At 59.3% G+C, this 24,129-nt stretch carries 30 protein-coding genes; 14 read left to right on the forward strand and 16 right to left on the reverse strand.

The window, feature by feature from the left end; genetic code table 11:
* Nucleotides 1-57: 57 nt before the first annotated feature.
* From ACR0FE_RS06465 to ACR0FE_RS06485, 5 genes are all read left to right on the forward strand, one after another.
* Complete coding sequence (locus ACR0FE_RS06465) at nucleotides 58-885, forward strand: SDR family NAD(P)-dependent oxidoreductase (RefSeq protein ID WP_480911769.1); 828 nt, start codon at nucleotides 58-60, stop codon at nucleotides 883-885.
* A gap of 75 nt (nucleotides 886-960) precedes the next feature.
* Nucleotides 961-1,164: a twin transmembrane helix small protein gene (locus ACR0FE_RS06470; protein ID WP_170611869.1), complete on the forward strand. Its 204-nt coding sequence runs from the start codon at nucleotides 961-963 to the stop codon at nucleotides 1,162-1,164.
* Entirely contained in the window at nucleotides 1,165-1,737 is a 573-nt protein-coding gene (locus ACR0FE_RS06475; RefSeq protein WP_480911773.1) for a cob(I)yrinic acid a,c-diamide adenosyltransferase, read from the forward strand.
* A gap of 286 nt (nucleotides 1,738-2,023) precedes the next feature.
* A complete protein-coding gene (locus tag ACR0FE_RS06480; protein ID WP_170611874.1) occupies nucleotides 2,024-2,782 on the forward strand; it encodes an electron transfer flavoprotein subunit beta/FixA family protein in 759 nt (252 codons plus the stop codon).
* Nucleotides 2,782-3,711, forward strand: coding sequence for an electron transfer flavoprotein subunit alpha/FixB family protein (locus ACR0FE_RS06485; RefSeq protein WP_170611876.1), 930 nt, complete (start codon nucleotides 2,782-2,784; stop codon nucleotides 3,709-3,711). The genes ACR0FE_RS06480 and ACR0FE_RS06485 overlap by 1 nt, the downstream gene beginning before the upstream one ends.
* 59 nt (nucleotides 3,712-3,770) lie before the next feature.
* Here the strand turns inward: ACR0FE_RS06485 and ACR0FE_RS06490 are convergent, their stop codons facing one another.
* On the reverse strand, nucleotides 3,771-4,583 hold the full coding sequence (locus ACR0FE_RS06490; RefSeq protein WP_480911776.1) for a DUF6473 family protein: 813 nt from the start codon (nucleotides 4,581-4,583) through the stop codon (nucleotides 3,771-3,773).
* Nucleotides 4,584-4,745: 162 nt separating this feature from the next.
* On the opposite strand from ACR0FE_RS06490, the gene ACR0FE_RS06495 reads away from it, so the two are divergent.
* Nucleotides 4,746-5,621, forward strand: a complete 876-nt coding sequence (locus ACR0FE_RS06495) for a 3-hydroxybutyryl-CoA dehydrogenase (RefSeq protein WP_170611878.1) — start codon at nucleotides 4,746-4,748, stop codon at nucleotides 5,619-5,621.
* Between the two features lie 79 nt (nucleotides 5,622-5,700).
* Here the strand turns inward: ACR0FE_RS06495 and ACR0FE_RS06500 are convergent, their stop codons facing one another.
* From ACR0FE_RS06500 to ACR0FE_RS06535, 8 genes are read right to left on the reverse strand one after another with little or no spacing between them, the layout of a single operon-like run.
* The gene (locus ACR0FE_RS06500) at nucleotides 5,701-6,600 is read right to left on the reverse strand and encodes a lysophospholipid acyltransferase family protein (RefSeq protein WP_170611880.1); all 900 of its coding nucleotides are present in this window, start codon (nucleotides 6,598-6,600) and stop codon (nucleotides 5,701-5,703) included.
* Between the two features lie 40 nt (nucleotides 6,601-6,640).
* Nucleotides 6,641-6,910, reverse strand: a complete 270-nt coding sequence (locus ACR0FE_RS06505) for an HPr family phosphocarrier protein (protein WP_170611881.1) — start codon at nucleotides 6,908-6,910, stop codon at nucleotides 6,641-6,643.
* A gap of 17 nt (nucleotides 6,911-6,927) precedes the next feature.
* A complete protein-coding gene (locus ACR0FE_RS06510) occupies nucleotides 6,928-7,320 on the reverse strand; it encodes a PTS sugar transporter subunit IIA (RefSeq protein WP_170611883.1) in 393 nt (130 codons plus the stop codon).
* Nucleotides 7,317-8,210: an RNase adapter RapZ gene (rapZ, locus tag ACR0FE_RS06515; protein ID WP_480911780.1), complete on the reverse strand. Its 894-nt coding sequence runs from the start codon at nucleotides 8,208-8,210 to the stop codon at nucleotides 7,317-7,319. Before rapZ ends, ACR0FE_RS06510 begins: the two co-directional genes overlap by 4 nt.
* Entirely contained in the window at nucleotides 8,195-8,665 is a 471-nt protein-coding gene (locus ACR0FE_RS06520) for an HPr kinase/phosphorylase (RefSeq protein WP_480911783.1), read from the reverse strand. Before ACR0FE_RS06520 ends, rapZ begins: the two co-directional genes overlap by 16 nt.
* A 4-nt stretch (nucleotides 8,666-8,669) precedes the next feature.
* A complete protein-coding gene (locus ACR0FE_RS06525; RefSeq protein ID WP_480911785.1) occupies nucleotides 8,670-10,391 on the reverse strand; it encodes an ATP-binding protein in 1,722 nt (573 codons plus the stop codon).
* A 33-nt stretch (nucleotides 10,392-10,424) separates the two neighbouring features.
* Nucleotides 10,425-11,129: a response regulator gene (locus ACR0FE_RS06530; RefSeq protein ID WP_170611892.1), complete on the reverse strand. Its 705-nt coding sequence runs from the start codon at nucleotides 11,127-11,129 to the stop codon at nucleotides 10,425-10,427.
* A 21-nt stretch (nucleotides 11,130-11,150) separates the two neighbouring features.
* Nucleotides 11,151-11,396, reverse strand: a complete 246-nt coding sequence (locus ACR0FE_RS06535) for a hypothetical protein (RefSeq protein ID WP_170611894.1) — start codon at nucleotides 11,394-11,396, stop codon at nucleotides 11,151-11,153.
* A 79-nt stretch (nucleotides 11,397-11,475) separates the two neighbouring features.
* Here ACR0FE_RS06535 and ACR0FE_RS06540 point away from each other — a divergent pair, with 79 nt between their 5' ends.
* From ACR0FE_RS06540 to ACR0FE_RS06550, 3 genes are all read left to right on the forward strand, one after another.
* A complete protein-coding gene (locus ACR0FE_RS06540; protein ID WP_480911788.1) occupies nucleotides 11,476-13,074 on the forward strand; it encodes a phosphoenolpyruvate carboxykinase in 1,599 nt (532 codons plus the stop codon).
* A gap of 372 nt (nucleotides 13,075-13,446) precedes the next feature.
* Nucleotides 13,447-13,737 (forward strand): hypothetical protein, encoded by a 291-nt coding sequence (locus ACR0FE_RS06545; protein WP_170681515.1) that lies wholly within the window; start codon nucleotides 13,447-13,449, stop codon nucleotides 13,735-13,737.
* 33 nt (nucleotides 13,738-13,770) lie between these two features.
* Nucleotides 13,771-14,313: a hypothetical protein gene (locus tag ACR0FE_RS06550; RefSeq protein WP_480911791.1), complete on the forward strand. Its 543-nt coding sequence runs from the start codon at nucleotides 13,771-13,773 to the stop codon at nucleotides 14,311-14,313.
* 4 nt (nucleotides 14,314-14,317) lie between these two features.
* Here ACR0FE_RS06550 and ACR0FE_RS06555 read toward each other — a convergent pair whose 3' ends face one another.
* Nucleotides 14,318-15,082 (reverse strand): sulfite exporter TauE/SafE family protein, encoded by a 765-nt coding sequence (locus ACR0FE_RS06555; protein WP_480911794.1) that lies wholly within the window; start codon nucleotides 15,080-15,082, stop codon nucleotides 14,318-14,320.
* Between the two features lie 144 nt (nucleotides 15,083-15,226).
* On the opposite strand from ACR0FE_RS06555, the gene ACR0FE_RS06560 reads away from it, so the two are divergent.
* The 3 genes from ACR0FE_RS06560 (at nucleotide 15,227) to ACR0FE_RS06570 (ending at nucleotide 18,171) form a co-directional block, all read left to right on the forward strand.
* On the forward strand, nucleotides 15,227-16,918 hold the full coding sequence (locus ACR0FE_RS06560; RefSeq protein ID WP_480911796.1) for an acyl-CoA dehydrogenase family protein: 1,692 nt from the start codon (nucleotides 15,227-15,229) through the stop codon (nucleotides 16,916-16,918).
* A 255-nt stretch (nucleotides 16,919-17,173) separates the two neighbouring features.
* Nucleotides 17,174-17,728, forward strand: coding sequence for a hypothetical protein (locus tag ACR0FE_RS06565; protein ID WP_480911798.1), 555 nt, complete (start codon nucleotides 17,174-17,176; stop codon nucleotides 17,726-17,728).
* 50 nt (nucleotides 17,729-17,778) lie between these two features.
* Nucleotides 17,779-18,171, forward strand: a complete 393-nt coding sequence (locus tag ACR0FE_RS06570; protein WP_480911801.1) for an META domain-containing protein — start codon at nucleotides 17,779-17,781, stop codon at nucleotides 18,169-18,171.
* On the opposite strand, the gene recO is transcribed toward ACR0FE_RS06570, so the two are convergent.
* The gene (gene recO, locus ACR0FE_RS06575) at nucleotides 18,155-18,880 is read right to left on the reverse strand and encodes a DNA repair protein RecO (RefSeq protein ID WP_480911915.1); all 726 of its coding nucleotides are present in this window, start codon (nucleotides 18,878-18,880) and stop codon (nucleotides 18,155-18,157) included. The genes ACR0FE_RS06570 and recO overlap by 17 nt on opposite strands.
* A gap of 126 nt (nucleotides 18,881-19,006) precedes the next feature.
* On the opposite strand from recO, the gene ACR0FE_RS06580 reads away from it, so the two are divergent.
* Entirely contained in the window at nucleotides 19,007-19,312 is a 306-nt protein-coding gene (locus ACR0FE_RS06580; RefSeq protein WP_480526266.1) for a hypothetical protein, read from the forward strand.
* A 28-nt stretch (nucleotides 19,313-19,340) separates the two neighbouring features.
* Here the strand turns inward: ACR0FE_RS06580 and ACR0FE_RS06585 are convergent, their stop codons facing one another.
* The 3 genes from ACR0FE_RS06585 to era form a co-directional block, all read right to left on the reverse strand.
* Nucleotides 19,341-19,664 (reverse strand): SemiSWEET transporter, encoded by a 324-nt coding sequence (locus ACR0FE_RS06585; RefSeq protein ID WP_170611911.1) that lies wholly within the window; start codon nucleotides 19,662-19,664, stop codon nucleotides 19,341-19,343.
* Nucleotides 19,665-19,777: 113 nt separating this feature from the next.
* Nucleotides 19,778-20,107: a DUF1491 family protein gene (locus ACR0FE_RS06590; RefSeq protein WP_170611913.1), complete on the reverse strand. Its 330-nt coding sequence runs from the start codon at nucleotides 20,105-20,107 to the stop codon at nucleotides 19,778-19,780.
* Complete coding sequence (gene era, locus ACR0FE_RS06595; RefSeq protein ID WP_170611915.1) at nucleotides 20,104-21,012, reverse strand: GTPase Era; 909 nt, start codon at nucleotides 21,010-21,012, stop codon at nucleotides 20,104-20,106. Before era ends, ACR0FE_RS06590 begins: the two co-directional genes overlap by 4 nt.
* Nucleotides 21,013-21,170: 158 nt before the next feature.
* On the opposite strand from era, the gene ACR0FE_RS06600 reads away from it, so the two are divergent.
* The gene (locus ACR0FE_RS06600) at nucleotides 21,171-22,700 is read left to right on the forward strand and encodes a multicopper oxidase family protein (RefSeq protein WP_480911806.1); all 1,530 of its coding nucleotides are present in this window, start codon (nucleotides 21,171-21,173) and stop codon (nucleotides 22,698-22,700) included.
* On the opposite strand, the gene rnc is transcribed toward ACR0FE_RS06600, so the two are convergent.
* Together rnc and lepB are read right to left on the reverse strand one after the other, a co-directional pair.
* A complete protein-coding gene (rnc, locus tag ACR0FE_RS06605) occupies nucleotides 22,588-23,268 on the reverse strand; it encodes a ribonuclease III (protein ID WP_480911809.1) in 681 nt (226 codons plus the stop codon). The genes ACR0FE_RS06600 and rnc overlap by 113 nt on opposite strands.
* Entirely contained in the window at nucleotides 23,265-24,104 is an 840-nt protein-coding gene (gene lepB / locus ACR0FE_RS06610) for a signal peptidase I (RefSeq protein ID WP_480911811.1), read from the reverse strand. The genes rnc and lepB overlap by 4 nt, the downstream gene beginning before the upstream one ends.
* Nucleotides 24,105-24,129 lie beyond the last annotated feature (25 nt).

Raw genomic sequence — 24,129 nt, forward strand, 5'->3', positions numbered from 1 at the left:
ATTGTCCTGACCGGGACCGCGCCATAGCTTTTGGCAAAAGAACATCTCGGGGATGACATGCAGAAATCCATTCTGATCACAGGCTGCTCTTCCGGTATTGGCCTGGATGCGGCTCATGGGATGCGCGCCCGCGGCTGGCGAGTCTTCGCGGCCTGCCGCCAACAGCGCGACTGCGACAGGCTGAGGGCACAGGGCTTTGACAGTCCGCGAATCGATTATGCAGATGCGGATAGTATCCGAACAGGCCTGGCACAGGTGCTCGAAGCGACCGACGGCACACTGGATGCACTGTTCAACAATGGTGCACATGGATTGCCCGGTGCGATAGAAGACGTGCCGACGGATGGGTTGCGCGTTATATTCGAATCCAATGTATTTGGCTGGCACGAGCTGACCCGGCAGGTCATCCCGGTGATGCGGCGCCAGGGTTACGGTCGCATTGTACAATGCTCCTCGGTGCTTGGACTGGTCGCGTTCCCCTGGCGCGGTGCGTATGTCGCGACGAAATACGCGATCGAGGGTCTGACCGACACCCTGCGGCTGGAGCTTAGAGATACCGATATTAAGGTCGTCCTGATCGAACCCGGGCCGATCACTTCGAAAATTCGGGAAAACTCGATCCCGGTGTTTGAACGGTTCATCGACTGGGAAAACTCGGCATTGCGGGAAAAATACGAAACTTCGCTGCTGACGCGACTCTACGAATCTTCTGGCCCCGACCGGTTTGAACTGCCCGCATCAGCCGTGACCGACAAACTCGCGATTGCCGTGAGCGCGAAAAGACCGCGCGCGCGCTATTACGTCACCACGCCCACCTACATCGCCGGGTATCTGCGCCGGGTTTTGTCCACAAAAACCATAGATCGCATTCTGTCATTGGGCTGAGACACAAAAACCCATTCGCTTTTGCCGCTGCGCCCGCTAGATGGAGGCGTGAAAACAAACGCGGACGAGGGCTCCATGGACCTGATCATGCTGGTCTTGCTTTTGGCCATGGCGGCAGTTGTCGTCGTTTTGGCTTTGGGCATTGCAAACTTTGGCAAAGGTGGGACCGAAGCGGCCCACAAAAGCAACAAGATGATGCGCCTGCGCATCCTGTTTCAGTTCATTGCCGTGGTGCTGATTGTGCTCTACGTCTATCTGCGCGGACAGGGAGGGCAATAAATGGTTGTTCTGAACAAAATCTACACGCGCACAGGCGACGATGGCAAAACCGCGCTTGGCAATGGCGAACGGGTCGCCAAATACTCGGGCCGTGTGGCCGGCTATGGCACGGTGGACGAACTGAACGCCTTTGTCGGCGTCGCCCGCGCGGAAGCCGATGGCGATGTCGAAGCAGCGCTGGCGCGCATCCAGAACGATCTGTTCGATCTGGGTGCTGATCTGTGCCGTCCCGATATGGAAAAGGATGCCGAGGCGGATTACCCGCCATTGCGGATCGCTCCGGCACAGATCGACCGGCTGGAAGCCGAGATCGACGCCATGAACGAACGGCTGGAGCCGCTGCGCAGTTTCATCCTGCCGGGCGGCACCCGGCTGGCGGCGCAATTGCATGTATGTCGCACGGTGTCGCGGCGGGCCGAGCGTCTGGTGGTCGAACTGTCCAATATGGAGCCCGTCAACGTAGTCGCCGTGAAATATTTGAACCGGCTGAGCGATTGGTTCTTCGTCGCCGCCCGCTGCGCCAACAACAACGGCCAGACTGACGTTTTGTGGGTTCCGGGCGCGAACCGCTGAAAGCGGCACGGTGTCCTGTAGACCCGGTGGCGACCGGAAGGGTGAGGCCTCGGCCCGACAATCACAGTAAAGCGTCTGTTCCGGTCCGCCACTCGTCCCGTCGCGCACCAACCCGTTCCCACTGCGACACTACCGTTACGTAAAAAAATCATGAAACGCGACGTCTCAAGCTTACGACGTGACGATTTTGCTCTGTTGTCGCGCGGATTGAGACGCTATCTACACCCCGAGAGCATTGGTGGAGTCGCGACGCGGCTTGCCGTTTTTGTAAGGAGCGTACGCAAAAATGAAGGTACTTGTGCCTGTCAAGCGCGTGATTGACTACAACGTGAAGGTTCGCGTGAAGGCGGACGGGAGCGGTGTTGATCTCGCCAATGTAAAGATGTCGATGAACCCGTTCGACGAGATTGCAGTGGAAGAGGCGATCCGCCTGAAAGAGGCTGGCAAAGCTGAGGAAGTCGTGGCCGTCTCGATCGGCGTGAAGCAGGCGCAGGAGACGCTGCGGACCGCTCTGGCCATGGGCGCGGACCGCGCCATTCTGGTCGTTGCTGCCGATGACGTGCATCAGGACATCGAACCGCTGGCCGTTGCCAAGATCCTTGCCAAAGTGGTCGAGGAAGAACAGCCGGGCATCGTTCTGGCGGGTAAGCAGGCGATCGACAACGACATGAACGCCACCGGCCAGATGCTGTCGGCCCTGCTGGGCTGGAGCCAGGGCACCTTCGCGTCCGAGCTGGACATTGAAGGCGACACCGCCAAGATCACCCGCGAGGTGGACGGCGGCCTGCAGACCATCAGCGTCAAGATGCCGACCATCGTGACCGTTGATCTGCGTCTGAACGAGCCGCGCTATGCGTCGCTGCCCAACATCATGAAGGCGAAGAAAAAGCCGCTGGACGAGAAAACCGCCGCCGATTACGGCGTCGACGTCACTCCGCGTCTGGAAATCGTCAAGACCGAAGAGCCGCCGGCACGCGCTGCGGGCATCATCGTGGGCTCGGTCGACGAGCTGGTCGAGAAACTCAAAGAAGCGGGGGCTGTGTAATGGCTGTTCTTCTTCTCGCTGAAGTCAACAATGGTGAGCTGTCGCTGGACGCCACCGCCAAGGCCGTCAATGCCGCGAAAGTTCTGGGCGATGTAACCGTTCTGGCCGCTGGCGGTTCCGCCGCTGCCGCTGGTGAAGCCGCTGCCAAGATCGACGGCGTTTCCAAGGTTCTGGTTGCCGAAGACGCTTCGCTGGGCCACCGCCTGGCGGAATCGACCGCAGCGCTGATCGTGGGTCTGGCCGACGGGTACGAACACATCGTTGCCCCTGCCACCACCGACGCCAAGAACGTTATGCCGCGCGTTGCAGCCCTGCTTGACGTGATGGTGATCTCGGATGCATCCGGCGTTGTGGACGGTTCGACCTTCGAACGCCCGATCTATGCAGGCAACGCGATCCAGACCGTGAAATCGAACGACGCCAAAAAGGTCGTCACCCTGCGGACCGCCAGCTTTGACGCGGCGGGCGAAGGTGGTTCGGCCCCGGTCGAGACCATCTCGGTCGGCGAAAATCCGGGCCTGTCGTCCTGGGTCGAGGACAAGGTTGCGGCCAGCGACCGCCCCGAGCTGACCTCGGCTGGCGTTGTTGTTTCAGGTGGCCGCGGTGTTGGCTCCGAAGAAGACTTCAAACTGATCGAAGCCCTGGCTGACAAGCTGGGTGCCGCTGTTGGCGCATCGCGCGCGGCGGTCGACTCGGGTTACGCTCCGAACGACTGGCAGGTGGGTCAGACCGGTAAGGTCGTGGCTCCGGACCTGTACGTTGCCGTAGGCATCTCGGGCGCGATCCAGCACCTGGCCGGCATGAAGGACTCGAAGGTCATCGTCGCAATCAACAAGGATGAAGAAGCGCCGATCTTCCAGGTCGCCGACTTCGGACTGGTTGCCGACCTGTTCCAGGCCGTTCCGGAACTGACCGAAAAGCTTGGCTGATCAAGAACACAATTTTCTCGACGAGAAATCTTCAAGGCCCGCCACAAGGCGGGCCTTTTTCAGTTCAGATCTTGAACAACCGGCACCAGAGCATCCGCGATGGTCCTGTGTGCGGCAGGGCCGATCATGTGCTCTGCCATGGGCTGTTGCAATGTTCCGAACAGCACGTCCTCAAGTTCGTCCGATGCGCCGGCAACGCTGACCGACAACTCGACGATACCCGCGCATTGCGATCGGAATTGCTCGACCATTGGCCTGTCGATCTGCAATTGCCCGCCAATATCGCATGGCGATTGCCTGTGCACGCGCAGCCACAACAAGATCACTGGCGGTCCAACACGCTCGAGAAAGGACTGCAGGTTTTTGCACCACTGATCCTGCAAACCCTGGGCTAACAACGCAAACCGGGCGGCCCCAAGATCCAACAATCGCGTCAAAAGATGTTTCACAAAGTGAAACTCTGTGAAATCAACTTCGGGATAAAGGTCTACGAGTTTACGCGTCGGCTCAATAAAGCGGTCATTTCGGCGGGGATGCACTCGGTAAAATGGGTTCGACTGACCGGCAAGCCCGGGGATCTGCAACACGCACAGCCTGGAACCATTCACCAGGTTCAGTACCCCTTGATCGCGCACCAACGCCTCGGCCCCGGCAAACAGGCTGCCCAGATTGACACAACACTTTCCCACACGCCCTTCCAACACTGAAGGGAACGGCTGATCCACGAACCGCCCGAATGTTTCGTCGCCGCCAACACAAACCACTGAGGACTTGTCCGGTCGCTTCTCAGGCCCGCGAAACCAGAGCCTGGATTGTTCATATTGGCAAACGGCAACATTGACCCGGCCCGAGCCGACCTGAAGATAGCTCATAACACCCACCTGTTTTTCACCCGGGTGCCATCTTGCGGCCGCAGGAATTGATAAAACCCTAATGTGCGCATTTGAAGCAAATTCAGCCTGATCCAACCCCTTGCCGCCCGCCCCGATCTGCCGATAGTGTCGGATCAACCTATGGGACAAAGGCACCTGAACATGGATGTAAAATCAGTCGGAGTGATCGGCGCGGGCCAGATGGGCAATGGCATCGCCCATGTTTTGGCGCTGGCGGAATATGACGTCCTTTTGACCGACGTCAGCCAGGAGGCGCTGGACAATGCTCTGGCGACGATCGAAGGCAATCTTGCCCGGCAGGTGTCCCGCGGAAAGATCACCGACGAGGCCATGCAGGCCGCCCTTTTGCGCATCGATACCACGCTTGAATTGCCTAAACTGGGTCAAACCGATCTTGTGATCGAGGCCGCGACCGAACGCGAAACGATCAAGCAGGCCATTTTCGAGGACCTTCAACCGCATCTGCAGCCCCATACGATCCTGACCTCGAATACCTCTTCCATTTCGATCACGCGTCTTGCCAGCCGAACCGACCGTCCGGAACGGTTCATGGGCTTTCACTTCATGAACCCTGTACCAGTGATGCAGCTGGTCGAGTTGATCCGCGGCATCGCAACGGATGAAGCGACCTACAAAGCCTGCAAAGCTGTTGTGGACCGGTTGGGCAAGACCGCGGCCAGCGCCGAAGATTTTCCGGCCTTCATCGTGAACCGGATCCTGATGCCGATGATCAACGAGGCGGTTTATACATTGTATGAGGGTGTCGGTAGCGTTCAGTCCATCGACCAGTCAATGAAGCTGGGCGCCAATCATCCGATGGGGCCGCTGGAGCTGGCGGATTTCATCGGCCTGGACACATGCCTGGCGATCATGAATGTGTTGCATGAGGGTCTGGCCGACACAAAGTACCGTCCGTGTCCACTGCTGACAAAGTATGTCGAGGCCGGCTGGCTGGGGCGAAAGACCGAGCGCGGGTTTTATGACTATCGTGGCGAAGTCCCAATACCAACGCGCTGACGCACAGGGGGCCAGCCCCCTCGCCCGGATTTCATCCGGGCTCACCCCCGGGATATTTTCAGCCAGATGAAGACGCGGATCAGGCCCTGGTCCCACCACCCAGAGCCAAGGTGTGCTTTCTAAGCCATGCCATGAACCCGCGCGGGTCTTTTTCGAGCAGCTGCATGTCGTCCTGCGAAATCGGATCACCGATGACCGGAGACTGCGGTTTGTTGCAGGACCTTACGATCTCGTGCAGCAGCAGCCCCTGACGCAGGATCGGGGAAACACGGTTTGCGATCTGATACCAGCGCGAGTTGCAACCAGGAAAAAAGATCGGCACGACCTGAGCACCGGACCGGCGGATCATCTTGGCCGTAAAAACGTTCCACTCCCGTTCCTGTGCGGGACCGAACCAACTGTCCGAAGACATCACCACGCCCGAAGGGAACAAGGCTACCACGCCGCCATTCTTGAGGTGTTCCATCGCCTTGCCGCGCATTTCCAGCATCTTGGCCTGGGCTTCGGGATCGTGCGGAAACGGAACCGCGATCATGAACGATGTCGCAGCTTCATCCAGGCCGGTCAGAACCGAGCGGGTCAGGATGCGATAATCGCTGCGCACGCGGCCGATCAGTTCGGCAAAAATCATGCCGTCAACCATGCCATGGGGGTGGTTGGCGACCACAACGACCGGGCCTTCCTTGGGAATGCGATCGATCTGTTCCTGCGGCGTGGTCAGTTTGATGCCCATCACCTCGAGCGCGCCGCCCCAAAAACGCTGGCCGCGATACAACTCGTTCTTTTTTTCGAATTTATTGACCATTCGCAAAATGGTCAGTTTTCCGGTGCACCATTCGATGACCCGAATGGCAGCCGAAGTCCAGGCATCGTCAAACGAGTTGGCGTAGGTCAGCGTTCTGCGATCATAGATTTCGCCTTGTTCACCGGCCCCATCTACCACCGGGTTCGTCTTGGTCTCGTGCGTTGTTTCCGCCAATTCCTGGTTTTCCCGTTCTTCCTGTCCTGGCAGGACCGGCTCAGAATCCCTCTCCGAACTTGTCGTTCACCAAAGTTTCCAAGGCTTCCGCCAACGCCTCAGCATCCGGTCCGGACGTCTCGACGTCAATAGTGGTTCCGCGCGATGCTGCCAACATCAAAAGGCCCATAATACTGTCACCGGATGCAGAAAGTCCGTCCCGCGAAACCTCGGCACTGGCATCAAATCCCTCGACCACCTCGACCAGCTTGGCTGAGGCACGGGCGTGTAGGCCCTTTTCGTTAATAATTTTCAAGCTTCGGGTGGTCATGGTCAATTAATCCGATTTTAGTCCAACGTGACATTCTGCGCATTGATATATTTTCGTCCAGCCTCAATCGCTTGCCGGACGGCATCGCCGACGGGCAAGTGGCGGCTTTTGGCCAGTTTGATCAACATGGGAAGGTTTGCGCCGTAAAGTATGCGACGATCCTGCGGGGCGCAGGCCCGCATGCTCAGATTCGACGGGCTGCCGCCAAACAGGTCAGTCACGACAACGACACCATCGCCAGCGTCGACCTGATCCGCGGCACGGCATATTTCGCTTTGTTTGGCGTCGCGATCATGATCGGCCTCGATCGGTATCGCGACAAGACCCGGCTGTGTCCCGACCACGTGCTGCATCGCGGCCAGGTATTCTTCGGCCAGCCTGCCATGCGCTACAATTACGATCCCGATCAATCCGGCCTCACATTCAACGAACGTCGTTCCATTTCGCGGTGTCTGATTGCCACCTGCTGGCTCTCTTCCGCAAGGGCCTTTGCGACCGCTTCGGCCATCGCGACCGAACGATGTTGCCCACCTGTGCAGCCAAACGCAACCGAAAGATGCGCCTTGCCCTCGGCCCGGAAGGCCGGCAGCAAAAGCCTGAGCAGATCGACGACCTTGTCGAAGAACGGTCCGTAGTTCATATCCGACTGAACATAGCTTGCAACATCCGGGTTTCTACCATCGGCCGCGCGCAATTCAGGGCGCCAGTACGGATTGGCCAGAAACCGGCAGTCAAACACCATGTCCAGTCCCCTTGGCAGGCCGCGCTTGTACGAAAAGGATTCAATCGACACCGCCAGATGTCGGCCGCCCTGAGGTGCGAACCATCGCTCGACCTCATCGCGCAACTGATGGACATTCAGTGCTGTCGAGTCGATCAGCGTATCGGCAATTTCGCGGATCGGGGCCAGCAGCTCCTTTTCCTGGCGTACGCCGGATTCGGGGCTGGAATCCCTTGCCACCGGGTGCCGCCGGCGGGTTTCGGAAAAGCGTCGCAGCAGCGCGTCATCGCTGCAATCCAGATAAAGGGTGGTCAGATCGACCTGTTCCATCCGGCTGAGTTTCGCCACCAGTTCAATGAATCCGATGGTTGAAAAATCGCGGTTGCGCGCGTCGATCCCAAGCGCCATGGGCCGGTCGCTTTCCGGGCCATCCAGAAGGCGTGTCAACAGCCCCATGGGCAGGTTGTCGATGGCTTCAAAGCCCAGATCTTCGAGAACATGGATTGCGGTCGAACGTCCGGCACCCGAAGGCCCGGTGACCAGAACGATACGCCGCTGTGCTGTCAGTTCCCGGGCCATTCCGGATCCATTCGTCCCATTTTCATAAATTGTACCAATGCTGCGGCCAAATTGGGGACTTCACCGCCCCAAAGCAAGGGAACAGGATGCCTCAGCAGAACCACCATCCGTGGCTCGGGCAGACGTGCGGGTTCGCTCTGGTCCAGATCCGCAACGAGGCTGACAGGAACCGGGCCCTTAGAGTCTGCGCGCAACAGGCCGATACCACGCGCCTCGATCACGCCCCGCAGCTCCGGAACGGCGTCGGCGATCACATGGCCATCCCGTACATGCAGACTGACCCGGTCGTCCGCAACAAGCCGTGCCCCGAGCGCCATCATCTGCAGCGCCAGTGACGACTTGCCCGCGCCCGAACGCCCCACAATCAGAAGGCCGTGCCCTTCGACGCTGACGCAAGCGGCATGGATACAAGCTGTGTTCTGTTGTTCGATGGCAGAAAGGGTCGGGCTGGACATATGCCTACAAAGGAAGCCCGACAACAAACCGGGCGCCCAAAGGATCCGAGGTTATGTCCGCTTCGGTCGGACGGATGTTCTCCGCCCAGATCACGCCGCCGTGGGCCTCGACAATCTGTTTTGAAATCGCAAGTCCCAAGCCCGAGTTGTTCCCAAAATGCTCGACCGGGCGCTGCGAGTAGAAGCGTTTGAACACTTTGGTCAGCGCCTGATCGGGTATGCCCGGACCGGTATCTTCCACCACCACCAGAACCCGGTTCTCGCGCTGTCGTACCCAGACCCGAATGGCATCGCTTTCCTCACAGAAGGAAATCGCATTGGTGATCAGATTGACGAAAACCTGTGCCAGTCGCGCCTCAAGCCCGTTGATCACAATCGGATCGGGTGGCAGATCGGTGATGTAGTCGATCCCTTTCGACCGTGCGTCTTCGCCCAGATACTGCCCAAGATTGCCCAGCAGCTTGAGCAGATCAAAGGGCTGCTCCTCTTCCTTAACCAGTTCGGCATCCAGTCGGGATGCGTTGGAAATATCACTGACCAACCGGTCCAGGCGCCGCACGTCATGTTCGATCACGCCCAAAAGTTTCTCGCGCTGGTCGTCGCGTTTGACCATGCGAAGCGTCCCGACTGCCGATTGCAGGCTTGCAAGCGGGTTCTTGATTTCATGCGCCACGTCCGCCGCAAACTGCTCGTTCGCATCGATCCGGTTGTAAAGCGCGGTCACCATCCCTCGCAGCGCTCCGCTGAGCTGCCCGATTTCATCGGGGCGGGCGCTGAGGTCGGGAATTCGAATGCGGCCCGGATTGACACCAGCCCCCCCCCTGTCCCTGCCCATCTCGGCAGCCGCCGCCAGATCCGCAAGCGGGTTGGCGATGGTTGATGCAAGAACAAGGCTCAGGCCGACAGACACCAGCAGGGCCACCACGAACATCTGCAGAATGCGCTCCTGCTCCTGCCGGGCAAGCGCATCAATCTCACCGGCCGGACCGGCCATAGCAACGGCACCGACCGGGCTTCCGTCAAACAGAATGGGCGCAGCCGCCACGATTGCGGTTTCCCCTGCATCATCCTGAACCGCCTGCATTTGAACATTGCCCAGCAATGCCTGCGGGATGATTTCCTGTACGCGTTGTGCAAGCGTCGGTGGATCGGTTTCCTGCGGTTTCGTGAATACTGTCGTCAGACCCATCCAGACGGCATTGAGGCCGTCACTGATAACTGTACTGCCGGTTGGCGCATCGGCCCCTGACTCCAACCCGAGAGGCATTTGCGCCGGCAGCGAAGCGCCTCGGGTCCAGCCAATCAGGGTGCCCTGGGCATCATAAATGAAGACCTCGCCGCCATCGGGCAGTGTAAGTCCGGACAGCGTGTCCCTGACATCCAGATCAGCAGCGTCCCGGGGGCCGTCGGAGTCCGCCTGACGCAGCTGGGTTTCGAACACGTTGCTGACCAGCTGGGCATCACCCACCAGATTGCGCGCCGTCTGCTGGACCCGCTCCTTGCGTGAATCGTCCAGATACAGCAACCCGGTCACAAGAATGACCAGGGCGATCAGGTTGAACGTGATGATCTTGCGCGCCAGAGGAGAGCCGCGCAGAGAAAACAGATTGCGTCGCGACCGCGTTGCCCTGAGTTCATGGGACTCGGGATCATGCGGGATGACCCAGTCATCCCCCAGAACGACATCTCCGTCGCGCAGCGCATTGGCTTGTTCGGTATCGCGCACGAGACCCGGCTACCCCTTATCAGAAGGCTGTTCTTATTCTTCGTTGTATCTGTACCCGATGCCGTACAGGGTTTCGATGGCCGAAAACTCAGGATCTGCCGCGCGCATTTTCTTGCGCAGCCGCTTGATGTGGCTGTCGATGGTGCGGTCGTCGACATAAACCTGATCGTCATAGGCCACATCCATCAACTGATCGCGGCTTTTGACGAACCCCGGTCTCTGCGCCAGCGCCTGCAACAACAGGAACTCGGTCACTGTCAGCGAGACATCGGTGCCTTTCCAGCTTACGGCATGGCGCAGCGGATCCATCCGAAGTTCACCCCGCTCCATGACCTTGGCATCACCCGAGGCGGCAGCGGACACGTCGCCCTCGGTCGCTTCCTGCCGGCGCAGCAATGCGCGGATACGTTCAACCAGGAGACGCTGTGAAAAAGGCTTTTTGACATAGTCATCCGCGCCCATGCGAAGGCCCAGAACCTCGTCGATCTCGTCATCCTTGGATGTCAGGAAGATCACCGGCATCTGAGTTTTCTGGCGCAGCCTTTGCAACAGGTCCATGCCGTCCATGCGGGGCATCTTGATGTCCAGCACGGCCATGTCCGGCAATTTCTTGTTGAATGCATCCAGGGCAGCCTGCCCGTCATTATATGTTTCGACCTCAAAACCCTCGGCTTCGAGCGTCATGGATACCGACGTCAGAATGTTCCTGTCGTCATCCACCAGTGCAATCTTTGACATCGGGTTCATCCCTATTCCTGCTCACTCTTGCAATAATTGGCTTATTTGTAAGGCATTGTTGGCGTTTTTAGGACGCCGAATCAATCCGTAACTGCGAATCGTGCCTTTCTTGGGGCAAGCTTGCGGCAAATTTGCCTTGCTGCCCGCAAATTGCCGCCCAGATTTTTGGCGGAAAATTCTTGGTGGCGCTAAACTTGTACTTGGTTGCGCTAACTGCGCCAAACCGTCCTGTTCATGCCCTAAATGACCGTGATAAGACCCGCCCATCCGCCGGTTTTTCCCGGCATACTGCCCCAAGAGCGCATAAGGCCAAACAGCCTTCGCGCCGCCACAGGAGAAGACACACATGACATCTGGACGGGTTAACCCGCAATTCCGCCTCGAGGATCAGGGCATCGAGGGTCTGGGCAATGTCTATTACAACTTCATGGAACCTGCGCTGATCGAAGAGGCGCTGAAGCGCGGCGAGGGCACGCTGGGCAATGGCGGCGCGTTTCTGGTTACGACTGGCAAATTCACAGGCCGGTCTCCGAAAGACAAGCATGTTGTCAAAACCGACAGCGTCGCCGACACCATCTGGTGGGAAAACAACGCCGCAATGACCGCCCAGGGCTTTGACGCGCTATATGAAGATATGCTGGCCCATATGAAGGGTCGCGACTATTTCGTGCAGGACCTGGTCGGTGGGGCCGATCCGGCCTATTCGATCAACGTGCGCATGGTCACCGAATTGGCCTGGCACAACCTTTTTATCCGCCACCTGCTGCGACGGCCGGACCGCGCTGACCTGGACGAGTTCACCGCGGATTTCACCGTCATCAACTGCCCCAGTTTCAGCGCGGACCCGAAAAAGCACGGCTGCCGCAGCGAAACCGTGATTGCGCTGAACTTCGACCGCAAGCTGATCCTGATCGGCGGCACAGAATATGCAGGTGAGAACAAAAAGTCGGTCTTTACCCTGCTGAACTACATGCTGCCCGACAAGGGCGTGATGCCGATGCACTGTTCGGCCAACCATGCTGTGGGCAACCCGGTTGATACCGCCGTGTTCTTCGGCCTGTCCGGCACCGGCAAGACCACCTTGTCCGCCGACCCGTCCCGCGTGCTGATCGGCGATGACGAGCACGGTTGGTCCGACCGCGGCACTTTCAATTTCGAAGGTGGCTGCTATGCCAAGACCATCAACCTGAATGCCGAAGCAGAACCCGAGATTTACGCCACCACCACGAAATTCGGCACGGTGATCGAGAACATGGTCTTCGATCCCGAGACCAAAAAACTGGATTTCGACGACGATTCCCTCACAGCGAACATGCGTTGCGCTTATCCGCTGGAGTATATCTCGAACGCATCGAAATCGGCGTTGGGCGGCCATCCAAAGAATATCATCATGCTGACCTGTGACGCATTTGGTGTTCTGCCCCCGATTGCGCGGCTGACACCGGCGCAGGCGATGTATCACTTCCTGTCAGGCTTCACGTCGAAAGTCGCCGGTACCGAGCGTGGCATTACCGAGCCTCAGCCCACATTCTCGACCTGTTTTGGCGCACCTTTCATGCCGCGTCGCCCCGAGGCCTACGGCAACCTGCTGCGGGACAAGATTGCCCAGCACGGCGCGACCTGTTGGCTGGTGAACACCGGCTGGACCGGAGGCGCTTACGGCGTTGGCAGCCGGATGCCCATCAAGGCAACCCGCGCGCTGCTGACTGCGGCGCTGGAAGGGTCGCTGGCGGATGCGGAATTCCGCAAGGATGCCAGCTTTGGCTTTGACGTTCCGGTCTCGGTTCCCGGTGTGCCCGAAGTCCTGCTGGACCCACGCCGCACATGGGACGATCAGGCGGCCTTCGACAAACAGGCTGAAAAACTGGTGCAGATGTTTGCCGAAAACTTTGAGCAATATCTGCCCTTTATCGACGAAGACATCAAAGCCGTCGCAATCGGATAAGGCAATTTCAGGGGCCACCGCGCCCCTGATTTCATCCGGACCCGGGTGAAAGGCGCAGCACTGCTCGCCATATAGATGTATTCACCCATATGTGTTGGCAATTGCATTGCCTGATTCGGTAAATTGCGCTACCCACGTTTTCATTAAGGTCAAAAAAGTGCCCGGCACGAAACGCACCGGGCCGCAACTGAAAGAACTTTTGGGCAGCTCTCAAGAACTCACTCACCTTGGAAATTGAGCAGCCTAATCAGGAAACCAGTTTAGTCCCAGAGGGATGAGTGTCAATATGAGACATGCCAAATACAGCACCACACTGCATGTTTCTCATCACCACGGGTGACTGAAACCTGACTAAGGGGAAAACGGAAAATCATGACGGAAATTTCGAAACTCACTGAATTGCGCAAACTCATGCAGAGCATGGAACAAACGCTGGGCCTCGAGAAGCTCTCTCCGGTTGAGCGCGATATCTACTATGCCGCCGAGGAACTGTCCAAATCCGACGAGGAAGTGCGCACTTTCGGTTTGATCGAACACACCCTTGTCAAAAGCGTTTCGCGCCCGACATTCTTCCGCGCGCTGAAATCGCTGGTCCAGAAAGGGTATCTGTCACAAAGCGGCAGCGCCAACCGGGGGCGGTATATCGTTCATGCACCCAGATGAAGCCGCTGCGTTTCGTGACGACGGCTGATCGTCGTGCGAAAATGGGCTACCGAAACCTTCTACGCCTCTTTGGCCTATGTGGTGGTATCGTTCCTCACGTTTGAGGTTCTGATGCCCCTTCAGAACGTGTTTTTTCCGGAATACCCCAGCCGGGCCAGCCTGTTGTTTCTGCCGCATGGCGTACGGGTTCTGGCCGCCTGGCTGTTGGGATGGCGCGCCGTTTTTGCACTGCTGCCGGGTGTTTTCATCGTCTTCGCTTATGTCGGCGGATGGGACGTGTTTCTGCCCAGCCGCCTGATGGCAATGGTCATTGCCGTCGCGACCGCGCCTGCGGTGTTTTATCTGTGTAAAGGGCTTGGTTGGAACCTGTTTCCCCGGCCCGACAAACGGCCATGCTGGGCCTGCGTCATGGGTGTGGGGATTGTCACGTCGTTTCTGGTGTCGATCCTGACCAACATGGCCTTTGGCAGCGCCACGGCGGAATACATCGCCTTCTTGATCGGCGATATCTCCGGCTTGTTTTTTCTGATGCTGATCCTCTACTTCTCGTTCCGCTACGCGGACAGCCGGGCCTGACCCTTCAACCCGTCAGCCCCCGGCGAAGCAGATTCAGACCACCGATCAGCAACACGATCAACGTCACCTTGCGGAACCGAGCCTGATCAATCCGTGCCTGAAACTTCAGCCCTGCCCACAACCCAATGACCGCCGGTGCGATCAGAAAACCGGAAAATGCGGCCGTTTCCATTCGTAGGATGCCTGATCCCAGATGGGCAAAAACCAGCGCCACCGCACCCAGCCCGTAAACGACGCCCTGAACCCGCATCTGATCTGCCTTCGACGTGTTCAGGGCCGTCAGGTACATCACGGTCGGCGGCCCCCAGATGCCTGACATGCCGCCCACGAAACCGGCAACCGAACCCATCGCCGCCTCAATCCAGGCTGAAGGTTTCGACAATGTCAGCTTTGATCCCAAGACCTGAATCAGCGCAAAGAAGGTCACCGGTGCGCCGATCATCAGCAACAGCGTTCGCGGCGGAACCAGGCTGACCAGTTGGGCACCCGCAAACAAAAACAGCAGCCCCACGATCAGAAACACACGGAACCGTCGGATGGACGACACCGCTGCGGGGACACCTTCGCGCAACGCCTGAACTCCGTTTGTGACCAAAGTTGGCAGGATCAGCCCGGCCACGGCCCATTCGGGCGGCAAGAAGATGCTCAGCCCCGAAACCAGAACCATGGGCATGGCAAATCCGACCATTCCCTTGATGCAACCGGCAAGAAAGGCAATCGAAACGGCCAGCTCCAGATCCTGTGTCGAGAGTATTGAAAACCATGTCATGCCTCGTTGATACCATTCCCAGATTTCTCTGCACTGCAAAACTCATCGGGTAATTTTTGAACTTTTTACCTGCAAATTTCGTATTTTTGTTGCGCTGCACGTGCAGCATGATATGACCAGACGACCCAGAGAAGGACGTGATTCATGGCCCACGACGGACAGGATATGACCCAGATGACGACACCTGCGATTTTGCCCGATCTGCTGACCCTGACCCGAGCTGCCGTTCCGGCGGTCGAGACGGTTTTTGAACGGGCGCGGGAATCCGTCCGCGATATGGTCAGCGCTGACGGTAAGATTTCGGGGGCACTGATCGAAGCCAACCAGACCGCCGCGCACGGCCTTGCATGGCTGGCCACCTATAACCAATCCCTGCAACAGATGCAGCGTTGGGCCGAAACGCTGGAGGCCGACGGCAAGTTCGGTGAAATCGAACAGCTGCTACACCAGATCGCCTTTGGCGAATACTTGCATCAGGTCGCGGGCGGCATTCCGATGAACCAGGGCGAGGTTGTGCGCCTGCAGGATCTGGGGCTGGGCTGGGACGCGCTGTCCGGGTTCCAGTGTTCCGAAGTTCAAACCCTGATGGCACAGGCCAATTCACAGGCCGCACGCAGCCGTCTGGTCGCGCTGATGCAGGATCAGTCCGGCGCCACCATGTTCGGCGCCTCGGGTCTGGACGAAGAGCTTGAAATGATCCGCAACCAGTTCCGCCGCTATGCGCAGGAAAAGGTCGAACCGAACGCGCATGACTGGCACCTCAAGGATGAACTGATCCCGATCGAGATCATTGAAGAACTGGCGGAAATGGGCGTCTTCGGCCTGACCATTCCCGAAGAATTCGGTGGGTTCGGATTGTCCAAAGCCTCGATGTGCGTAGTGTCCGAGGAACTGTCACGCGGCTATATCGGCGTTGGTTCTCTGGGAACCCGGTCCGAGATCGCGGCTGAACTGATCATTGCGGGCGGCACGGATGAGCAAAAAGCGCAATGGTTGCCCAAGATAGCCAGCGCCGAGATCCTGCCGACTGCCGTGTTCACCGAACCCAACACCGGCTCGGACCTTGGCAGCCTGCGCACCCGTGCGGTCAAGGACGAGAACGGTGATTACAAGATCACCGGCAACAAAACCTGGATCACGCATGCGGCGCGCACCCATGTGATGACCCTGCTGGCGCGCACCAATCCCGACACCACCGATCACCGCGGATTGTCCATGTTCCTGGCGGAAAAGACGCCCGGTACGGATGAAAACCCCTTCCCCACCCCCGGCATGACCGGCGGTGAGATCGAGGTGCTGGGCTACCGCGGCATGAAGGAATACGAGCTGGGTTTTGACGGCTTCCACGTCAAGGGCGAGAACCTGCTGGGCGGCGAAGAAGGCAAAGGCTTCAAGCAGTTGATGGAAACCTTCGAATCCGCGCGTATCCAGACGGCGGCACGCGCCATTGGTGTGGCGCAATGCGCGCTGGATATTGCCATGCAATACGCGCAGGACCGCAAGCAGTTTGGCAAATCTCTGATCAACTTCCCGCGTGTGTCGGGCAAGCTGGCCATGATGGCGGTCGAGATCATGATCGCGCGACAGCTGACCTATTTCAGCGCCTGGGAAAAAGACCATGGCCAGCGCTGCGATCTTGAGGCCGGAATGGCCAAGCTGCTGGGCGCGCGTGTCGCATGGGCGGCAGCGGATAACGGGCTGCAAATTCATGGCGGCAACGGCTTTGCGCTGGAATACAAGATCAGCCGCGTGCTGTGTGATGCGCGCATTCTGAACATTTTCGAAGGAGCTGCCGAAATTCAGGCTCAGGTTATCGCGCGACGTCTGCTCGGCTGACCGGTTTTCGGCATCTCTGTTTCCCCAACTGGACCCGGTCTTGCACCGGGTCTTTTCTTGTTTTGTCGGATTTGCACGCGCCTGGACCTTCCGGTCGTTCGTATTTCACACGCGCAAACCCTGGCGAACTCGGTTGCCTACCAGGATGTGCCTCTGAATCGGGGCATGAAAATTTCCCCCTCTGATTCCGCGCGAAACTGGGGTAGAGCATCCCGTGGAACAGACGGAACCACACGGGCAGTTGGTAAACAAAGAATGACCAGAATATTTCTTGCACTTTGGGTGACCCTAACCGCGATCGCCCTGAGCGGCTGCGCGACCACGCAGCCGACAGCGGGCCAAAGCGACATCGACGCGCTGGCGCAAGCGATCGGAGGCCTCGGCCCCGACGTTGACCCGGCCGAGGCGCAAAGGGCCGCCACAATCGCTTACACCTATTCGCAGCGTCTGGCGCGGGAATGGCAGGTCGAGGATCCGGCCATCATCCACAACGCCAAGGTCATCAACGGTTTTCGCGAATATGGGTTGTGCAATGACTGGGCCGAGGCCATGACGAAGCGGCTGCGGCAGGAGGATTTCCGCACGCTTGACCTGAACTGGGCCACATCTCCGCCGACGACGTTCCGGATCATCCACCATTCGGCGTCGATCAGCGCCACTGGGGCGTCGTTGTATGACGGCATTATCCTAGACCCGTGGCGCAACAGCGGCGCCTTGCACTGGGCACCGGTGCGCGAGGATACCAAGTATAACTGGCGGCCCCGAAGCGAGGTGCGCGCTGAATTGCTGAGCGGCGAGATACCTTATTGATCTGGACCACACAGGTTTCGCCAACATACGCAAAAGGATAAGATACCGTCATGACACGCCTGATCCTGACTCTGCCCCTGCTGGCGTTGCTGCAATGCAACAAGGACGAATCCGTGGCCGCCTATGGCGCGGCGGACCGCACATGGACCTTGCAGGAAATCGACGGGCAGTCATTTGAAGCCAGCGCCCTGCTGCGGTTCCCCGAAGAGGGCAGGATCGAAGGCAACGCACCTTGCAACAGCTACAGCGGCACCTTGAACGCGCCTTATCCGTGGTTCGAGGTCACCGACCTGAACGCAACCCGCGCGGCCTGTGCGGGGCTTGAGGCCGAAGGTTTCTATTTCGCGGCCCTGCTGGCGATGACCCAGTCCGAGGTGTCGGGCGATGTGCTGATCCTACGCAATGAGGACGGGCACGAGATGGTGTTCAAAGCCGCCGAGTGAGCTGATCCAGAAACCGCGCCCGGGCCGCCGGCAAGGGGTGGTGGCCAAGTGCAGGCGCTACCCGGTGTTCCAGAAAATAGCCCGTTGTTTTCAACCCTTCGACGATCTCGGCATCCGGTGCCTGCCCTTCGCCGCGCAGGCAGGGGGGCAGCGGCAACAATCGGTCGGCCCACTCTCCTGCTCCGGTTGCACTGACCGCGCGCCCGGTTTTGGGGGAGACATAGATCAACCCCTCGGTCGCGCCTGTTACAGCGCAGGCCGAGAGATCGAGGCCGAAACCCAATTCCTCTAGCAGCGCCAGTTCCCAGCGCAAATAGGCCAGTGGCCAGATGTCATCCTGCCCCAGCAGGTCCATCAACTGTTCAGTCTGCTTGTAGATGCCCGGATGCGGTTCTCGCTCGGGCAGGCAGAAGGACAGAAGCGACAACACCGTGTTCAGCCCGGCCAGCGCCAGACGTCCTGAAAAGGCCGCCGCCGCGCGCGATCGCAGGGGTTCGACCTGAAAAGTTCCGATATGTTCTTCAAGCCGCGCCCGCCACAGCACATCCAGCTGCGCACCGGGCTGCAGGATCGGCGCAATCTTGCGGCTGGCCCCGCCACGTACGACACCGGCATGACGTCCATGGGTCTGGGTAAAGACCTCGATAATCGCCGCCGTTTCGCCATGGCGGCGAGAGGTCAGAAGTATGCCGTGATCGCGCCAGTCCAAATGGGCCCCGTGCCGTTTGCTGTGCCCATTTGACCTGTGGCGGGTCTGGACCGCAACCATGAAAGCTTGACGTGCAGGCGATATCACTCTCTAATTAACATTAGGGTTAAATAGGGATGAGATATGATGCGCGGAATTACAATCACATATCGCTACGATGGCGACGAGACTGAATGGCTGGAAGCCATAAACACGTTCATCGCGGCGATCGACGCCGACCCCGAGGCCGCAGGGAAATTCGCCTATCAGGTTGCGGTGGCCGATGATGGTGTGTCCCGGTTTCACTGGGGACGCTGGGACAGTGCCGAGACATTGGCCCATGTGCAATCGCAGCCATATTTTCAGGCGTTTGCGCCCAAGGTGAAAATGTTTGCCGGTGATACGCTCAGCGCCACCGGGCACGATATCACGCAGAAAAGCGGCGGGTGGTAAGGCCAGAGTGGTTCCACAGTATGCGGGGTCAGAACGTCACGCCCGCGTGGATCAGAATGCCAATGACCATGAGCAGATTCAGCACCATCGAGATTCCGTTGCCCACGTAAATCGGCAGTTTGCCGACCACCAGCCCGTAGGCGAACCACAGAAACGACAGACCGGCATAGAGCGACCACGAAAGCAGTGACTGACCGGTGGCGTGCTGGGAGTGAGTAAAGTAGAGCTTGATCAATTGCGGAAGGGTGGCGAACGGGCCGAAGACTCCGACGAAAACCATGAAGCCCTCGAACCGCTGCATCCAGTGGCCAAGCTCGGATTTTTCCAGTTTCTCAGCGAGTGTTTCAGCCACGCAAACACCTCATCGTCTTGTGTTGTTTCCCGGATAGGCCAGTCCGTTCTGGCCAGGAGCAGGTTCAAAATAGACGCTTTGATCCGCGCGTCAAAGACCCTTCGAAGCAGGAATCATTCCAACCCCTCTTCCCCCAACAGGTGCCGACCCTGCCGGTCCTCGACCTCGATCACCCAGAGATCGGGGTCAAAGCTGCGTTGGCGCTGGATGGCGGCGTCCACGTCCGGCTCGGGGCCGCCGGACAGTTCGACCCATTTGCGTTCGCCGCTCATCAGATCAAAGCTGCGCTGGAAGGCCGTGGCCTGCCCGTCAAGCGTGTTCAGCTTGATCAGCACCGCGCCTGCCGTGTCGTCGCCATGGGCCACGACGAAGGCAGGAATTTCCTGAAAGCGAAGCCGCGCCAGATAGGCATGGACCCAGAATTCCGCCGTCAGACGGGTCATGCGTTGCCGTCTTTGAAATCCAGACCCATTTCCGAATAGCGTTCGGATTCCTCAAGCCAGTTGGGCCGGACTTTCACCTGCAGGAACAGGTGGATTTTGCGGTCGAGGAACTCTTCCAACTCTGCCCGCGCGGCCTGGCTGACGGCCTTGATCGTCTCGCCCCGCTTGCCCAGCACGATGCCCTTGTGGCCATCGCGCATGACATAGATGACCTGATCGATTTTGGCGGAACCGTCCTTGCGTTCTTCCCAGTTCTCGGTCTCGACGGTCAGCTGGTACGGCAGTTCCTGATGCAGGCGCAGGGTCAGTTTCTCGCGCGTCATCTCGGCGGCGATCATGCGCAGGGGCAGATCGGCGATCTGATCCTCGGGGTAAAGCCACGGGCCTTCGGGCAATTCCGAGGCCAGCCATTTGCGCAGGTCATCGACGCCATGGCCCTTTTCCGCCGAAATCATGAAGGTTTCGGCAAACGGATAGCGTGCGTTCAGATCTTTTGTCAGGGTCAGAAGTTTCTCGGACGGCACCTTGTCGATCTTGTTGATGGCCAGCGCGACTGCGCGGCCCTGTCCGATCTCCTCGAGACCTTCGAGTATACGCTCGACCCCTTCGGTGATGCCGCGATGGGCCTCGACCATCAGCACGACGACATCGGCATCCGCCGCCCCGCCCCAAGCGGCGGCGACCATGGCGCGGTCCAGGCGGCGGCGGGGCTTGAACAGGCCCGGCGTGTCGACAAAGACCAGTTGCGCGTCGCCTTCCATCGCCACGCCGCGAATTCGGGTACGGGTGGTCTGCACCTTGTGTGTCACGATGGAAACCTTCGCCCCGACCATGCGGTTCAGCAGGGTGGATTTGCCTGCGTTGGGCTCTCCGATCAGGGCGATAAATCCGGCGCGTGTGGTCATGTTCAATGCGATCCTGTTTGCAACTGCGCATCCCTATAGCAGATTGGCCATGCGGGCCAGAGGGATTTGTCGCATTGCCGCCATGCGTCCGGGATGGCACGAATACCGTGCGCTCAGCCGAACCCAGCCAGGCGATCAAATCCGAAAATAAGGCACATATGAAACGCCGTGAGTTTCTTTTGGGCAGCGGGGCTACCGCAGGCGCATTGAGTCTGGGTGGATTGGGACTGGCAGCAGACGGGCAGGAACTGGTCATTCAACCGGCCAGCTTTGCGCTTAAGGATCAGGTGACCACGGGCATGGTCAGCCTGTCACCCGACGCACCGCCGCCGGTTCTGTATGGCACGCAGGGTGAGGTGATGCGCCTGCCGGTGCGCAACACTCTGCCAGATTACACCGCCATGCACTGGCACGGTATGCGGATTGCCAACCAGATGGACGGGGTGCCTTATCTGACCCAGATGCCGATCGGAACGGATGAGGTCTTTACCTATGAATTCACGCCACCGGATGCCGGAACCTATTGGTATCACCCGCATTGCATGACGATGGAGCAGATGGCCCATGGGCTGACCGGGGTGATGGTCATCGCCGAGGCCGAAGACACCGGCTTTGACAGTGAGCAGGTGATCAACCTGCGAGATTTCCGTCTGGGCGAGGATGGGCAGTTTCTGCCTGCCTTTACCGCGCGCGGGGCCGCGCGGGCGGGTACGTTCGGAAATATTCAGACGGCGAACTGGCTGACGGGGCCGGCCTATGATCATCCGGCGGGCAGCCTGGTGCGGCTGCGGGTTCTCAATTCGGATACGACCCGCATCTACAAGCTGCATCTGGCCGGGGCCGAGGCGCGGATTATCGCCTGGGACGGTCATCCGGTCGAAATCGCGCTGCCGATGCCCGGCGTGGAAGACCCCTTGCTTGTCGGTCCCGGCCAACGGGTCGATTTTGCCGTTGTGATGCCTGCCGGTGAGCGGCGGACCGTCGATCTGATGGCGAAACTGCCAGGAAGTGCACCGGTTGCCACGGCGCGACTGCGGTCTGTTGGAGCCACGCTTTCGCGGGACTTGCGGGACCTGCGCCCCCTGCCCATCAACCCGGTCGCCAGGCCGGATCTGGCGCGGGCCGAGGTGCACGAATTCGTCTTTGGCTGGACACCCGAGGGTGGCGCTCCCAATAACGGGTTCTGCGGTTCGCTGGGTTACAATTTCTGGTCGGTCAACAGAACCCCGTGGCCCGGCGATGCGGCCCAGGGTGTCGGTCCGCTGGCCACATTGGAGATGGGCAAAACCTATGTGCTTCGGCTGCGCAACGAATCGCCTAATCTGCATCCGATCCACCTGCACGGGCTGGCCTTTGTGCCGCTGAAATCGAACCTGCGCCAACTTCCACCCCTGATGACCGACACGATGCTGTTGCTGAAGGACGAAGTGGCCGAGATCGCACTGGTCGCGGACAATCCCGGCGACTGGGCGTTTCATTGCCATGTAATCGAGCATCAGAAAACCGGGCTGACCGCGTATATCCGGGCTCACCCCCGGGATATTTTCGGCCAGATGAAGACGGATCCCTGTCGGGTTATTTCGCGAGATTTTCCAGCAGCGCCTTGGCTGCCGCCTGTTCCGCCTGCCGCTTTGACCCGGCGGTGGCCTGCGCTTCGGTTCCGTCGTGCAGACGGGCGGCAATGGTGAAGACCGGGGCGTGATCCGGACCGCTGCGCTTGACTTCGACGTAAGCGGGCGGCTTTTGACCGCGGGCCTGCGCCCATTCCTGCAGCGCGGTTTTCGCGTCGCGGGCGTCCGCCTCGACCTTGTGAATACGATCGCCCCAGAGCGCGAGGATGACATCGCGGGCAGCCTCAAACCCCGCATCGCGGTAGACGGCGGCGATCACCGCCTCCATCGCGTCCCCCAGCAAGGCCTGTTTGCGGCGCCCGCCGGACAGCATCTCGGACCGGCCCAGTTTCAGGACCGCGCCCAGATCAATCTGGCGGGCCACGTCGGCGCAGGCCTCTTTGCGAACAAGTGCGTTGAATCGCGGGGCCAGTTGGCCTTCGGAGGCATTCTTGTCCGCCTCAAGCAAGGCGGTGGCCATCACCAGGCCCAGGACCCGGTCGCCCAGAAACTCGAGCCGTTGATTGTCGGGCCGGGTCGTCGAGGACACCGATCCGTGGGTCAGCGCGCGCAGCAGCAGTTCGGGGCTTTTGAATTCGTACCCCAAACGCCGCTGGAAGGCTTTTATTTCGGCTGAAAGCTTCAATTGACCGCCTTGAAGAAGCGGTCGCCCCGCCAGGTCCAGAAGAACAGCATCGAACGGCCAGCGGACGAGAACATGATCCGGTCGGCGCGGCCGATCAGGTTTTCATAAGGAACATAGCCGACACCGCCTGCGGACTGTGGCACGCGGCTGTCGCTGGAATTGTCGCGGTTGTCGCCCATGAAGAAATAGTGGCCTTCAGGCACGGTGTAGATGCCGGTGTTGTCGGACCCCTGATTGCGGATGTTCAGCACCTCGTAGGAAGCACCGTTCGGCAGAGTTTCGATCAGGCGGCTTTTTTCACAGGCGCCACCAATGCCGACAGGGCCGTTTTCGCAGCGCGGGCGCAGACCCTGCGGGCCTTGCGGTTCGGCAATTTCGGTGAACACGCCGTCGGGTGTTTGCTGCACGGGTGTGCCGTTCAGGATGATTACACCGTCGCGGACCTGAATGCGGTCGCCGGGCAGGCCGATCAACCGTTTGATGAAGTCGCGACCGGTGACCGGATGGCGGAAGACGATGACATCGCCGCGATCGGGCTCGCCGCCCCAGATGCGCGTATTGTCATTCCCCTGCATCCAGCCGCAGATATCCTCGGCATCGATGTTCAGACCGACGCTGGGAATGATCACGCTGGGGCAGGACGCGTAGGAGTAGCCGTAGGCCATCTTGTTCACGAACAGGAAGTCGCCGATCAGCAAGGTGGGCTTCATCGAGCCGGAAGGGATCCAGAAGGGCTGAAAGAACAGGGTACGGAAAATGCCCGCGATCAGCAGGGCATAGACGATGGTTTTGATCGTCTCCCAGACGGCGTTACCTGATTTGGCTTCCTCGGCCATACTGCTCTCCGGTCCTTGGCTTATT

The organism is Ruegeria sp. K7 (genome assembly GCF_056531785.1).